We start from the raw sequence: 12,927 nt of genomic DNA, 5'->3' as shown, positions 1-12,927 counted from the left end.
CTCACTTCCTAAAAGGGGCTGCCAATTGAGGCAGCAGTTCGGCAACATCTTCCCGAAAAAGCAGATCGGCTTCACGATCCACGTGTGTTGGCCCAAAATTGACGATGATTAAGCGGGCACCGGCTCGTTTGGCAAGCAACGGCAAATCGCCAGCGGGGGCCACTTCCAATGATGATCCGGCCACTAGCATCACGTCGCACTGTTTGGCTGCTTGCTGAGCCAGATGCATTGTCAACATGGGTAGTAATTCTCCAAATAATATCACGTTTGGCTTCAGGATGTGAGCACAAGTGGGGCAGTGCGGCAGTTGGCCTGTTTCGGCATGGGCTTTTAGCAAAGGTGGGCCATCAACCTCTGTGTGGCAGGTTAGGCAGGTGGCGCGACGCAGGCTGCCGTGGACTTCGTAAACGGTTTGACTACCAGCGCGGGTGTGCAGCATATCAATATTTTGGGTGATGATAGCTTGCAAACGGCCGTTGGCTTCTAAGCTGGCCAGTGCTTTGTGGGCCGGGTTGGGTTGCGCATTGAAGATTTTAGTGGCTAACGGCCGTATCCACTTATAAAACGCTTCTGGCTTATGCCGAAAGGCATAGATGGAGGCCATTTCCATCATGTCGCCCTGCTCCCATAGCCCGGAATCTGGACTGCGATAATCGGGAATGCCGGAGGGCGTACTAATGCCCGCTCCGGTGAGGGCGACCACCGTTTTTGCTTGCCGCAAAAGCTCAATGGCGCGGGCGACTGTTGGCGTGAGGCTCATGGCATTTACGGTTGGACCAGCTTTTGGGCAATTTGCCGGATGAGGATGGCCGCTTTGGCGTGTGGATTGAGCTGCACCAGCGGAATGCTTTTGTTCACTGCCTGGTTCATTTCTGCAGGGGGCATGGGCAAAATGGCCGTTAGTGGATGGTTGAGGAACTTCTCTAATGCCTGGTGAGGTATGGCCATCTGGCCGCTAAAGTCGAAAATGATGGCGCGGACGGCCGTCTCTTCCGGGGCAATTTCGTGTAGATGCTCTAGCAGTTGGCGGGCGTTGGCCAAGGCTACGCGCTCTGGCCGCAGGCACACAAGAATTTGGTTTGCCTGCGCCAACACAGATTCCACAACGGCCGTTAACTGATGGCCACAATCAATAATCAGTTGGTGGTTTGGCTGGATGAGTGGTTGCAACAGGTTTAGGGTTTGTTCTGGCTGTAGCGGCAGTGGCGGTTCGGCAAGCTGTGTGTGCGTGAGCAGCAGATCAAAGTTATCGGCGTAGTTGACGGTTTCTAATTTTACCAGTTGACTCCACTGGCTTTCTGGCTGGTTGAGTACGTTGTTCAGGCCGTTTTGATGCTTTTGGCTCAGGTAAAGGGCAACGTGCCCCTGAATCAGGTCTAGATCGAGTAGGGTGGTGGCTTGACCACTGCTGGCCAGGCTGCTGGCCAAGTTGATGGCCAACGTGGTTGCCCCTGCCCCCCCACGTGCACCTAATACGGCCGTTACCGACCCTGCCGACGAAAATGTTACGGTGCGGGTCAGTGGTGCGCTGGTGTCGCCGATGCGCTTGTTGGCTTCGGGAAGCGGTTTGTGCAGGCGGGTTTCGGCGGCTGCTTTGGGGGAGCGATCCTCCAACATCATCTTGACACGCTCCAAAAGTTCAGCGGGTTCCGTTGGTTTTGTCAGATAGTCGTCCGCCCCGGCATCAAATCCGGCCAGCTTTTGTTCTGCTTCGTCAACGGCCGTAAACATGATGATTGGCATATCGGTCAGCTTCGGCATAGCCCGCAGGCGGCGGCATACTTCCCAGCCATCCATTTCTGGCATCATGCCATCCACTAGCACCATATCCGGATTTTCTGACTCTGCTAAAGACAGTCCCCGAAAGCCAGATCGCGCCCCAAGCACGTTGTACCCTTGCTGTTGTAAGACGCGCTGAATAATACTCAGCGTTTCTGGATGATCGTCTATAACTAATATTTTGTAGGCTATCGGTGATGTCATAGATTTTTCCCGACACAAACTGCCCTAAAATCTAAACTGGAGGCCAGGGATAATGTCGCCCAGGCCCTGGTGATATAAATGCCGCTTGATTTATGACACGACGGATGCGTTTTTGCAAGGCATCCACTTCTCTTTGAGTCAACAGGCGGGTTAATTCGGAGCGTACCCCAGCCTCATTGCTGCCAATTTTATCACTTAATGCTTCTAGATCAGTTATTAAATTCGGCGGTACTGGCTCGCCAGCAAATTCCCAAATGACCGTTCTCAGCTTGTACTCCGCGTGGAAACAAATGCCATGATCAATGAGCCACAGGCGGTCATGATTTTCTTGTTCTTCTATTAGTACATGCCCTGCCTTTCGATCGGCATTATTGATGATCGTATCTAGCAACACGGTTTTTTGCAGCGGCTCTCTAAATTCGGGCTCGCCTTCAAAAGTAAAGTAATGTGCTTCTGGATCGTGTGTAACAAAAAGCTGCACAGAGCCAGTGCCGTGTTCTCCCTCGCGTAGCACCGTGGGGGGAACGAGGTCCCAGCCGAGGGCGTGGCTTATCAAAAAGGCGGCGCGTTCTCGTTGGCACAAGGTCCCCTGAGTAAAGTCCCACAACGGCCGTTCACCCCGGCGTGGTTTGTACACGGCCCGTACCTCGCCCAGACTGTTTTGGGGCAAATGGGGCAATGCTTCCCAAACGGCCGTGTTCGGGCACACATCTACCAAAAATGAGTAATTTGAACTCCAGGGAAGCACCCCTTTGACAGATAACGTGCCAACCTGTAACAGGTGTAGCCAGTCCGTTGTGTTAAGCGATTGTTGTGCCATTTACAGGTATGTGCTTGCCACAAAATTAATAGGCATGTCCATTTCGGTTCGGGCAAAAATGCCCACTCGCATCAATGGGCTTGCCGCAGTTGCCACAAATAGGACGCCCCGCCTTTACAACATCGTAGGCGTGTTTGACCAGGGCTTGAACCTGCACGCGGGAAATCCAGTAGCTTACGACATTGGGCGCCTCTTCTTCACCGACGAGTTCGTAGGCTACCAGCACCACCTGGTTGCTTTCTTCGTTGTACCCAATGCCAATGTTGCCCACGCGAAACAGGGCTTCTACTGGCTCCCGCAGCCGCATATCGGTCCAAACAGGGGCTTCTTCCGCTATTGGGTATTTTTGAGCCAAATCTTCAATGAGTGCGTCGAAGCTTTCGGCCAACATGCGTGCTTGTTCTTTCTCTATTGTAAGTGAAATGGTTTGCGACCCGCGACTTCCCTGTAGGTAAAAGGTCCGCTGCCCCGGGGGGCCGACGGTGCCTACCGTAATTTGTGTCGCCGGGTTTAGTTCAATGTGGCTAGCCATAAGGTTCTCTAACTGTTTGAATTCTCTGATGAAACGTCTGCGTCATCCGTTTCTTCATTTTTCTTTTTCTCTGCTGGTTTAGGTGGCGGCTTGAGTGGCCCATCATCGTTAATGCGGCCGACGCGCACCACGCCATTAGGCGACAAATGCAGCACGCTCACAGAGGCGGGCGAAATGATGATGCGTTGGAACAGATCAATATGCACGCCCAGATAGTGGGCCAGCACCAGCTTAATCAGGTCAGCGTGGGATACCACGCAAATAATGTCTTTGTCGTCATGCTTTTCTGCCAGGGCTTCTAGCGCGTTGACGCCACGTGCCTGTACTTCGCGTAATGCTTCCCCACCGGGGAACTTCATGCGGCTGGGGAAAAACTGAACTGTGAACCACGCTTTCTTTTTTGCCAGTTTCTTGACCTTTTTGCCTTCCCATCTGCCGTAACGCACTTCGCCCACATCTTCCAGGATGTTGAGGGGGAGGTTTTGGCTGGTGGCAATAAATTCGGCCGTTTCGCGGCAGCGCAACACGGGGCTGCTGTACAAAGCCTTGATGGGTAAGTCTGACAACCGTTCTGCTGCGGCAGTGGCTTGCTGACGGCCGTTCTCGTTCAGGTGAACTCCTTCAATCCAGCCTGCCAACCGATGCTTCTTTACCCAATCATTTTCGCCATGTCGCACAAGAATTATCGTTGTCATAGGTGAATAATAGCACATCTAATAAGCTGACGAAACAGATATTCGCGTTGTTATGTAAAAACGAGATGGGAGCTTCCCGAATGCGATTAGTTGCGTTGGACTTGATCCAATAGGTCTGGCGGCAAAACGGGATTGAAACTCAAAGAGTTGCAGGCGCGGGTATCGCCTTCCGCAAATTCAACCTCAGCATCCCCGGAAAATTGAGCGTATTGGGCAATACCAAAATAGGCAGCCATCACGTTGCAGGCCACGGGCGCAGCCCACCGCGACCCTTCGCCGCCGTGGTATAAAAATGCAGCCACCACAATTTCTGGCTCGTCGAAGGGGGCATACCCTACATACCAGGAATGTGTCGGCAAAATCCGGCGGTTTAAGATGTCGTCAAAGCTGCACCAGCCTTTCTCGATGGCGATGTTGTCACAAAATTCGGCCGTACCGGTTTTGCCAGCGGTACTAATGCCAAACGGGTCTAGCCAATCTACGTACGTAGCCCCCGTGTAAAATTCATCTTCATCCACAAAAACATTTACCAACTGCATTCCTTCGGCAATGACTTCAATATTTTCGCGGTCGACATCCACCGCGTTTAACACTTCTGGCTGGTAAATGTATTCGCCGTTGGCATCAAAGCGGACGTTAAACGAGGGATCGTCCAGCGGGTTGCCGTCGGCATCGGTGAGAATCGTACGGCCGTCCCCACCTAAACGCGCCCGCGCCACAATCTGGCTATTGTCATCCACAAAGACAATATTTCCGTCAGAATCCGTCATATGGTGGATGATAGTGGGGCGATACAAAAACCCGCCATTGGCAATGACAGCCGCCATCTGCGCCACCTGCATCGGCGAAGAGGTGAGGAAGCCCTGCCCAATACCCATGTTGTAATCGTCCCCAGTTGACCACGGCTCCCCGTAAATCCGTGCCTTCCAGCCGCGATCTGGTGGCAAGTCGCCTGCTGCTTCCAGCGGCAGTTCAATGCCCTGCACCCGGCCAAAGCCATACTGGGCAGCATACCGCGACAGCCGATCAATGCCCAAACCCTCTACAAACTCGCCGTCCTGGTCGAAACCACCGCTGATTTTGTAATAATAAATATCGCAAGAGTTTGCCATCCCGGTGATGGCATTCATCACACCATGCCCGGAGCGCAGCCAGCAGAAAAATGTTTGTGAGCGACCCGGATCATTGGGGGCAAACCGGTTAGGAATGGTAATCTCCCCCGGTGCGGTTAAGAGCCGGGAGGTTGTTACCAGACCTTCTTGCAACGCTGCGGAACCGGGTACGAGCTTGAATGTGGAGCCGGGTGGGTAGATGCTGCTCACAGCGTGGTTCACGAACGGCTGGTATTCGTTGCGTGCCTGACCCAAATAATAATCAACGGGGACTTCGGTTTGAAAGCGATTATTGTCGAAGCTGGGCAGGCTGACCATTGCCAAAACCTCGCCCGTTTGCGGATTCATAGCCACGATGGCCCCTTGCCGCACTTCAACATCTTCTTCTTGCCCCGTGATTGGATCGCGGGAGGGGGTGGCTTCGCGCACTTCCATAGCTTGGCGCAAGATTTCTGTGGCAATGATTTGCAGGTCGATGTCCAATGTTAGGTGGAGGTTGAGGCCGGGTGTGGGGTCTACGGCCGTACCAATTTGCCTTAGTTCTCGTCCTGTCCAATCCACTTCAATTTGGCGTTCACCCTTGGTGCCTGCCATTTCAATTTCCATTGAAGATTCCAGCCCAGCCCAGCCAACCCGATCATCCCGCTGATAGCCTAGCCCCAGATTGAGCCAGTTTTCATTAGGCAGCGGCCCCATGAAGCCGATGATGGGCGCAGTGTATTCGGCCGTGGGGTAAAAGCGCAATGGCTCTGGCAACACGCGCACACCGGGCAAGAAGATGCTTTCTTGCTCAATGTTGTACGCCTGGGTAATCGGAATGCCAGAAGTGATAACGGCCGGAATATATTGCAGCGGACTGTTAATGCGCACAATTTCGGCAATGCTGTCTGGCAACTGGGGCACAACCCCGGTCTGTGCCAGCGTCACCTCACCAGCAACACCATAGATTTCGGCGAGGCGACTGTAGGTTTCTACCAGTTCAGGGTTGGCAGCTTCCACAAGCTGCCGCTGGGCCACCGTATTGGTAACCGGAACGCCTGTTAGCAACGATAGCCGCTCGTAAATGGCCTGTAGCTCATTGGGGTCATCGGGTAAAAATGTGGGAGTGATGGTGACGTTAAAGCTGGGAATGTTAACTGCCAAGGGATCGCCATCTCGATCAAAAATAACGCCGCGAGGGGCGTCATTACGCAAAATGGCGAACTGGTTTTCTTGCGCCAACGCTTCTAGCTGGTTGCCTGAGTTTTGTTGAATCCAGTAAACTCGGTAAAGGAGTAGCCCCAAAATGGCGACTACGATCACCCGAAAGAAAAACAGCCGCCCACGCAGGCCAAAGTCTTCCTTTTCCAGTTCTTCAACATCTTCTACACGTTCCCAACCCATCCGGGACATGGGGTATACCTCAAATCTTCAAGACCTGTCAGGTTTTATCATTTGCTTACATTACTCGAACAAACCTGAAAGGTCTTCATTGATTACATCTGCACACGGCGTGGCCGCATGATGCGATTGATCATATAGAGTAGCCAGTAAATGGGCAAAATCGTTAAGATATTGATAAGGATCGTCGTGGGCAGGACGGCAATGCTCTGGAAGTTAGTCACGGTGCCAAACAGTCGCAGCAGGGTAAGACCGACCAGAAACGTGATGATGGTGGCTAGGGCTGCAAAAAGAAGCGGCAGCAAAATACGGCTGGTAGGCAAGGCATATTTTAACCAGAGGACGGCCGTAATTCCCATCATAAACGCCAACGATGAGACACCCATCGGCGTGATTGAAAACAGATCGGTGAAGATGCCTGCAAAAAACGCCCAGACGGCCCCTTCTTCAATGCCAAAGAGCAAGCCCCAGCTTAAAGCAACCAAAAATGACAATTGGGGGGTGCTACCAAAAAGAGGAAAGTGGGGCAGGACGGCCGTTTCCACCAAGCCCAACACAATCATTAACGGAATGGCCAGATAAATCGAGACAGGCATCTAGCTAATTCTCCGTGGGGCTGTCAAAGATAGAAGTGTCTACGGGATTAAAATCTGTAATGATGAAAACAATTTCTAATGTATCAAAATCGGTAGCAGGCTGTACGATGGCTTGCTGGAACAGGTCTGACTCATTCCGATCAATTTGCACTACCCGACCAATCACCAAGTCTTGCGGGAAATCCCCACCCAAACCAGAAGTCAAAACCACTTCACCTACCTCTAGCTGAAACTTGAGATCGATCCATTCAACGAACAGATCGCCAGTGGCACCGCGCCCGCGCAGGCTGCCTGTAGCCCGTGAGGTACCCAGCCGCACAGGAATGGCACTGGCATTATCGGTAATGAGCACCACCTGGGCTGAGTTTTGCGTGGTGCGAAAAATGCGCCCCACCATGCCGCGAGAGCTTTCTACAGGCATCCCCACCTCAAGCCCATCTTCAGAGCCTTTGTCGATGATGATGCTGCGTACGGCGGGGCTAGTGTCGTAGCCAATGACGTTAGCCGTTTGGCGGCGCAGTTCGGGGGTTTGCCGAGCCCGGTTGAACAAATCTTGCAAAATTTGCCATTCCCCCTGAATTTCGCGCAGTTCCTCATTTTCACGTTCCAACGCTTCAAGCTGCGCTTGTAGTTCTTCAATTTCGGTACGGGCTTCATCTAAATCGCGGGGGCCAGAGAGAGCATCGGCAACGGTGTCGGTTTGGCGAGAGGTCCAGCTAGCAACGGCCGTTAATGGGTCTTGTATAAACCCAAACAGCAAATCTAAGTTGCCGCTGCTGTCTAAAACGCTGAGTAAAATTGAGGCACCCACCAGAATTGCAATGGTTGTCCAGCGAATCCTGCGTTGGGCGTCGTTTAAATTCATACTGTTCAGTGTACGGTATTCAGTGGGTCAGTAATCAGTTGGACTCACTGAATACCGATTTGCTGTACGCGAAGCGGTCGCGCAGCGACATTACTGGCTAGTGATGCGTACTGCCTCGGTGCAGCCCGGTTAGCGACCGCCGCCAAAGGTCAATGTTTTCCAATACACGCCCGGCACCACGTGCGACGCAGGTCATAGCGTCTTCGGCCACCCAGACGCGCATCTTCACCATATCTTCCAGCCGGTCTGCCAAGCCACGAATTTGGGCACCACCGCCCGCCAAGCAAATGCCTACTTCCATCAGGTCGGCCACCAGTTCCGGCGGGGTGTCGTCCAGGCAGTCGCGCACGGTGTCTACAATGATGTTGATGGAGGGTGACATGGCTTCGCGCAGCTCAATGCTGCTAATTTCCACTGCCTGCGGCAAGCCGTTGATGAGATTACGGCCGCGCAGCGTCATGGTGCGTTCTTCCGGCAGCGGAAAGGCAGAGCCAATGCCGATTTTCACCCGCTCGGCCATGCGGTCACCGATGAGGAGGTTGTATTTGTTGCGGGCGTACTGGATGATGTCCTCATCCATTTCATCCCCCGCCACGCGGATGGACCGGCTAACCACAATGCCGCCCATGGCAAAGACGGCCACTTCGGTGGTGCCGCCGCCGATGTCTACAATCATGCTTCCGCGCGTTTCGTTTACGGGTAGGCCCGCACCGATGGCAGCGGCCGTTGGCTCTTCGATGAGGTGGGCTTCACGCGCGCCAGCAGAGATAGCGGCGTCGTACACGGCCCGCTTTTCCACTTCTGTCACACCGCTAGGGATTCCCACAACAACGCGCGGACGTGGGAAAGGCACAATCATCTGCTCATGCGCCTTGTCGATGAAATATTTGAGCATCGCTTCGGTAATTTCAAATTCGGAGATAACGCCGTCGCGGAGCGGCCGTATGGCGACAATATCGGCGGGGGTGCGTCCCACCATCTCGCGCGCCTCTGCCCCAATAGCCAGAGGCTGGCGGGTGCGTCGGTTGATAGCCACCCAGGATGGCTCGTTGATGACGATGCCGCGATCGCGGATGTAGACTAGGGTGTTGGCCGTCCCTAGGTCGATGCCAATGTCGAGTGAAAACAGGCCCAAGAGCCAGTCGAGCGGTCTAAACAATGTTCCCTACTTTTCTCCCTTCCGTGTGCCCACACATGAAAAAATTAGCCACAGAGGTCACAGAGATTTTTGAGATTAGTCTTTAATTCTCTATTTTTCTCTTTTTCCTACTTCGACTTCGCTCAGCACAAGCCTGTGGCATTTTGCATTAATTCTGATGTGAACCAGCATGAAATTATACTCGACCGCTAACACATCACCAATTTTGCCCACAAATTACCCTACGCTTGCCACCAAAAATTGTATAATTGCTTAGAATGGGATGAGCCAAACGGCCGTTTACGTGAAAACGTTGAGAGAAATGCTTAACGACTGCGTATTAACAACAGGACTCACTAATCATCCCAAGAGGTTTAAAGCATGGCAAATAAGGCATTATTTCAAGAATTAATTTATGACGAAGCAGGGAATTTGGTAGAAACGGCCGTTGTTGGGCAAGAGATGTTCTACGTCATCGACGACGCCGGGTTTAAGCGCCACATCGACGCCGACCAGGTCGACCGGCAGGTGCTGAGCATCTTTTTAGAGCAGTTAGAAGCCAACAAAGATATTGCCGTCGAGCAAGCCCTGCGCATGATGGGTAAAGACGATCTATTTACCAAAGCGGCCCTTGATGCCCAACTCGATAACATCGACATGGACCAAATTATTGCCCAGGGCATCCCCGCCCAGGCCCGCCACATGATGGGTATGATGGGTTTCCGCATCACCATCAACTTTCATGGCGAGGTCATCAACATGGACCAGCCCACACTGCCAGATGATGAATTTTAGATAGTTGTGGTGGTTGGTGGCTAGTAAATGAGTCAGCAACTAACCACCAGCCACCAGCCACCAAAATATGTCCCAAGAAAGCTATGGTTACAGCAACCGAGATGGCATCTGGTCCATTTCCTGGCATGATTTTCACGGTATTTGTCAAGAGATTGCGCTAGCCGCCGCCAACTTCAACCCTGAGATCATCATTGCCGTTGGGCGGGGTGGCTTTTACCCTGGCACGCTCATTGCCCACCTACTACGCACTGAAATTTACCCCGTGCGCTTTACTCGCCGCAAGAATGATGTGGTTTTGCACGAGAAGCCCCAATGGTTATTGGAACCACCCGCGCTGGTACGGGGCAAGCGCATTTTGGTGGTCGATGAAATTGCCAGTTCGGGGCAAACGCTGCTGGGTGTGAAGCAGAAGGTTGAGGAAATGGGGGCGAGCGTGGTGCAAACGGCCGTTCTCTACGCCCACACCTGGGGAGCCAACATTCCTGACTATATTGGCCTCATCAGCGATGCCCTGTTGCTAAATCCGTGGGATAGAGAAGTGGTGGTAGACGGCTGTCTCCAGTTCCACCCTGAATACATTGAGGCACTCGCCAAACAAAACCTCACGCCAGACAAGTCTCTGCGGATACCCGCTTCGCCCATCAATCTGGCAAAATCTCCGATTTAATGTTTTCGCTGTGCTTTAGAATGGTTTGGACGGGAACGGCCGTTTATAATGCATGCCAAAAGGCACACGCGTGATGGCCACACAAACAAATCTTTCACACCTCTGTGAACCACATCCAATGGTTTAAACCCATGTACATACTCATCGTAAATGAAGACCCGCTAGGGCGCACGCTGGCAGAAATATTGGTTCAAAACGGGCATGAAGTCGCCTATCTGGACTCTGATGCCGAATATTGCAATCTGGTTGCGGCAAAGTTGGGCTGTTTGGTCATTCACGGCGAAACAACCAATATCAACGTATTGCGAGAAGCTGGGATTGAGCGTGCCGATGTCGTTATAGCCCTGCACCAAAAAGATATTAAGAACATTATGGTGGGGATTTTTGCGCGGCAGTTTAACGTACCCCAAATTATGGCCCGGCTGCGGCAAACGCATTACGCCTCCGCATATGAGTTAGCGGGTGTTGCCGAGGTGTTCAGTGAATTTGACTTTTTGCTGAACAAAATGTTGATTGCAATTGAAAACCCACACGTCAAACAAGTGATGAAGCTAGGCAATGGGCAAACAGAAATTGCTTCGCTCGATTTGGCCGAGGATTCACCGCTTCTTGGGCAACCGCTTAGTGCTGTTTGGGAACATCATGATTATCCACACAAAGCGTTGGTACTGGGCTTAATTAAGGAAGAAGATCAGGTGGTGCATTTACCCCGTGAGCAGCCGACAGTGGAAAAAGGGGACTTTTTGATTGTGGTTGGCTCGCCAGAGGATGTGCATCAAATCAGTGCCTATATCAATAACCAACGACGTTGGTAACAGATAACTATGATCACGCATCGGACACAGCCTTGGCGACGACGGGCATTGTTGGTTGTCAGGTATCAGGCACCTGTTATGCTGGCTTTGGGGCTGGCGCTTCTGGCCCCGCTGCTGCTGGCGGCTTGGGATGCAAGGGGGTTGCCGACATGGGGGGAAGTTCGCTCTTTTTTGCTGCCAGCACTGGTTTGCTTATCGCTTGGGCTGCTGCTGCGCTGGTGGCTGGGGAATATTAGCTGGAATTTATCGGTAACGGAATCTTTGCTGGTGACAACGGCCGTTTGGCTGACAGCGGGCGTTATAGGCTCGGTTCCCTTCATGCTCATGCTGGGAACACCGCTGGTAGATGCGTTGTTGGAGAGCGTCAGCGGGTTTACGACAGCCGGAACAACCATGTTAGTGGGGCTAGACGAGTTGCCCCGCTCGATTCTGTTGTGGCGCAGCCTCATTCAATGGCTGGGCGGCTTGGGCATCCTGCTAATTGTACTCATTGTGGGGCGGGCGCAGGGGAGCAACGCCAATTCGCTGCTCAGTGCGGAAGGGGTAAAGATTAGTTCGGGACGGCTGTCGCTCAACTTTGAAAAAGCGGCCGTTCGCTTTATCCAGATTTATTGTTCGTTGGCCGTGCTCCAAGCTGTGCTAACAACCCTGCTGGGGATGCCGCTGTTTGACAGCATTTCCCATGCCATGACCACGGTCGCCACGGGCGGCTTCTCGCCCCACGATGAAAGCATCGCCTTTTACCGCAATCGTCCCGATATCTACCCCCTTTATCCCGCTATAGAGTTTGTGCTGGCACTATTCATGCTAGCTGGCGGCACCAATTTCTATGTGCTTTATCGCCTGGGTCGGGGGCAGCTTGCCGCATTGTGGGACGGGCTGGAGATGCGACTTTTGTGGTTGGTTGTTGGCGGAGCCACTTTAATTACGGCTTGGAATGCCTGGTCCCTGCTGGATGGCTCCTTCTTGGCTTGGTTACACCACAGCTTCTTTGAAGTGGCTTCACTCGTCTCCACCACAGGGTACGAGATCAAATCAACTGGCGCGTTTCCGCGCGAGGCCAAGGAGCTTTTTCTGCTGCTCATGATCATTGGTGGCAGTGCCGGTTCCACAGCAGGCGGCATTAAGCTGATTCGGCTAGGGATTTTGGGGAAATTTTTGGCGCAGCAAACGCGCCTGCTACGCTCTTCTTCCCATACGGTCTATGTGCCAACGATAGACGGCCGTCCCATTCCCAGGATCAGCTTTGATCAGTCCATCTTTGTTTTGCTGCTCTGGCTATGCTATTTAGTGGTGGGGGGACTCATCATCACTCTGCTGGCTCCCCACCTGCCCATCGCCGATGCCTATTCAACCGTCTTCACCGCCATTGGCGTTTTTGGCCCCAGCTTCATTCCCGTTGATCAGGTAATTGCTCTGCCAATTTTGGCCAAGCTGGTATTCATTGTAGGGATGCTGGCGGGGCGTTTAGAGATTATTCCGCTGCTCGTCTTTTTCAATTTGGCGGCTTGGCGACGATAGTGAACGGC

At 52.8% G+C, this 12,927-nt stretch carries 13 protein-coding genes; 4 read left to right on the top strand and 9 right to left on the bottom strand.

Annotated elements, in window-relative coordinates:
• Position 1: 1 nt before the first annotated feature.
• The 9 genes from ACOQPU_RS16055 to ACOQPU_RS16015 form a co-directional block, all read right to left on the bottom strand.
• Positions 2-760 (bottom strand): SIR2 family NAD-dependent protein deacylase, encoded by a 759-nt coding sequence (locus tag ACOQPU_RS16055; protein WP_420640845.1) that lies wholly within the window; start codon positions 758-760, stop codon positions 2-4.
• A 5-nt stretch (positions 761-765) separates the two neighbouring features.
• Entirely contained in the window at positions 766-1,983 is a 1,218-nt protein-coding gene (locus tag ACOQPU_RS16050) for a response regulator (RefSeq protein WP_420640844.1), read from the bottom strand.
• A gap of 31 nt (positions 1,984-2,014) precedes the next feature.
• Positions 2,015-2,803 (bottom strand): SCO1664 family protein, encoded by a 789-nt coding sequence (locus ACOQPU_RS16045; protein WP_420640843.1) that lies wholly within the window; start codon positions 2,801-2,803, stop codon positions 2,015-2,017.
• A gap of 25 nt (positions 2,804-2,828) precedes the next feature.
• Complete coding sequence (locus ACOQPU_RS16040; RefSeq protein WP_420640842.1) at positions 2,829-3,335, bottom strand: DUF3090 family protein; 507 nt, start codon at positions 3,333-3,335, stop codon at positions 2,829-2,831.
• 8 nt (positions 3,336-3,343) lie between these two features.
• Entirely contained in the window at positions 3,344-4,030 is a 687-nt protein-coding gene (locus ACOQPU_RS16035; RefSeq protein ID WP_420640841.1) for an MSMEG_4193 family putative phosphomutase, read from the bottom strand.
• An 86-nt stretch (positions 4,031-4,116) separates the two neighbouring features.
• Positions 4,117-6,534 carry a penicillin-binding transpeptidase domain-containing protein gene (locus tag ACOQPU_RS16030; RefSeq protein WP_420640840.1) on the bottom strand — a complete coding sequence of 806 codons (2,418 nt, stop codon included), beginning with the start codon at positions 6,532-6,534 and terminating at the stop codon, positions 4,117-4,119.
• Positions 6,535-6,617: 83 nt separating this feature from the next.
• Complete coding sequence (gene mreD, locus ACOQPU_RS16025) at positions 6,618-7,118, bottom strand: rod shape-determining protein MreD (RefSeq protein ID WP_420640839.1); 501 nt, start codon at positions 7,116-7,118, stop codon at positions 6,618-6,620.
• Between the two features lie 4 nt (positions 7,119-7,122).
• The gene (mreC, locus tag ACOQPU_RS16020) at positions 7,123-7,983 is read right to left on the bottom strand and encodes a rod shape-determining protein MreC (protein ID WP_420640838.1); all 861 of its coding nucleotides are present in this window, start codon (positions 7,981-7,983) and stop codon (positions 7,123-7,125) included.
• A gap of 97 nt (positions 7,984-8,080) precedes the next feature.
• Entirely contained in the window at positions 8,081-9,142 is a 1,062-nt protein-coding gene (locus ACOQPU_RS16015) for a rod shape-determining protein (protein ID WP_420628971.1), read from the bottom strand.
• 360 nt (positions 9,143-9,502) lie between these two features.
• Between ACOQPU_RS16015 and ACOQPU_RS16010 the strand changes: the two genes are divergently transcribed.
• From ACOQPU_RS16010 to ACOQPU_RS15995, 4 genes are all read left to right on the top strand, one after another.
• Positions 9,503-9,916 carry a hypothetical protein gene (locus ACOQPU_RS16010; protein ID WP_420640837.1) on the top strand — a complete coding sequence of 138 codons (414 nt, stop codon included), beginning with the start codon at positions 9,503-9,505 and terminating at the stop codon, positions 9,914-9,916.
• A gap of 67 nt (positions 9,917-9,983) precedes the next feature.
• The gene (locus tag ACOQPU_RS16005) at positions 9,984-10,583 is read left to right on the top strand and encodes a phosphoribosyltransferase (RefSeq protein ID WP_420640836.1); all 600 of its coding nucleotides are present in this window, start codon (positions 9,984-9,986) and stop codon (positions 10,581-10,583) included.
• Between the two features lie 131 nt (positions 10,584-10,714).
• Positions 10,715-11,398 carry a potassium channel family protein gene (locus ACOQPU_RS16000; RefSeq protein WP_420640835.1) on the top strand — a complete coding sequence of 228 codons (684 nt, stop codon included), beginning with the start codon at positions 10,715-10,717 and terminating at the stop codon, positions 11,396-11,398.
• Positions 11,399-11,407: 9 nt separating this feature from the next.
• Positions 11,408-12,919, top strand: coding sequence for a TrkH family potassium uptake protein (locus ACOQPU_RS15995; RefSeq protein ID WP_420640834.1), 1,512 nt, complete (start codon positions 11,408-11,410; stop codon positions 12,917-12,919).
• Positions 12,920-12,927 lie beyond the last annotated feature (8 nt).

Source organism: Candidatus Leptofilum sp. (assembly GCF_965223285.1).
Classification (GTDB): Bacteria; Chloroflexota; Anaerolineae; order Promineifilales; family Promineifilaceae; genus Leptofilum.
This window is presented reverse-complemented; position numbering and strand designations above follow the sequence as displayed.

Bases quoted from the DNA above. Each gene is read 5' to 3' on its own strand.
- ACOQPU_RS16055 (WP_420640845.1), bottom strand. From the start codon at position 760: ATGAGCCTCACGCCAACAGTCGCCCGCGCCATTGAGCTTTTGCGGCAA.
- ACOQPU_RS16050 (WP_420640844.1), bottom strand. From the start codon at position 1,983: ATGACATCACCGATAGCCTACAAAATATTAGTTATAGACGATCATCCA.
- ACOQPU_RS16045 (WP_420640843.1), bottom strand. From the start codon at position 2,803: ATGGCACAACAATCGCTTAACACAACGGACTGGCTACACCTGTTACAG.
- ACOQPU_RS16040 (WP_420640842.1), bottom strand. From the start codon at position 3,335: ATGGCTAGCCACATTGAACTAAACCCGGCGACACAAATTACGGTAGGC.
- ACOQPU_RS16035 (WP_420640841.1), bottom strand. From the start codon at position 4,030: ATGACAACGATAATTCTTGTGCGACATGGCGAAAATGATTGGGTAAAG.
- ACOQPU_RS16030 (WP_420640840.1), bottom strand. From the start codon at position 6,534: ATGTCCCGGATGGGTTGGGAACGTGTAGAAGATGTTGAAGAACTGGAA.
- mreD (WP_420640839.1), bottom strand. From the start codon at position 7,118: ATGCCTGTCTCGATTTATCTGGCCATTCCGTTAATGATTGTGTTGGGC.
- mreC (WP_420640838.1), bottom strand. From the start codon at position 7,983: ATGAATTTAAACGACGCCCAACGCAGGATTCGCTGGACAACCATTGCA.
- ACOQPU_RS16010 (WP_420640837.1), top strand. From the start codon at position 9,503: ATGGCAAATAAGGCATTATTTCAAGAATTAATTTATGACGAAGCAGGG.
- ACOQPU_RS16005 (WP_420640836.1), top strand. From the start codon at position 9,984: ATGTCCCAAGAAAGCTATGGTTACAGCAACCGAGATGGCATCTGGTCC.
- ACOQPU_RS16000 (WP_420640835.1), top strand. From the start codon at position 10,715: ATGTACATACTCATCGTAAATGAAGACCCGCTAGGGCGCACGCTGGCA.
- ACOQPU_RS15995 (WP_420640834.1), top strand. From the start codon at position 11,408: ATGATCACGCATCGGACACAGCCTTGGCGACGACGGGCATTGTTGGTT.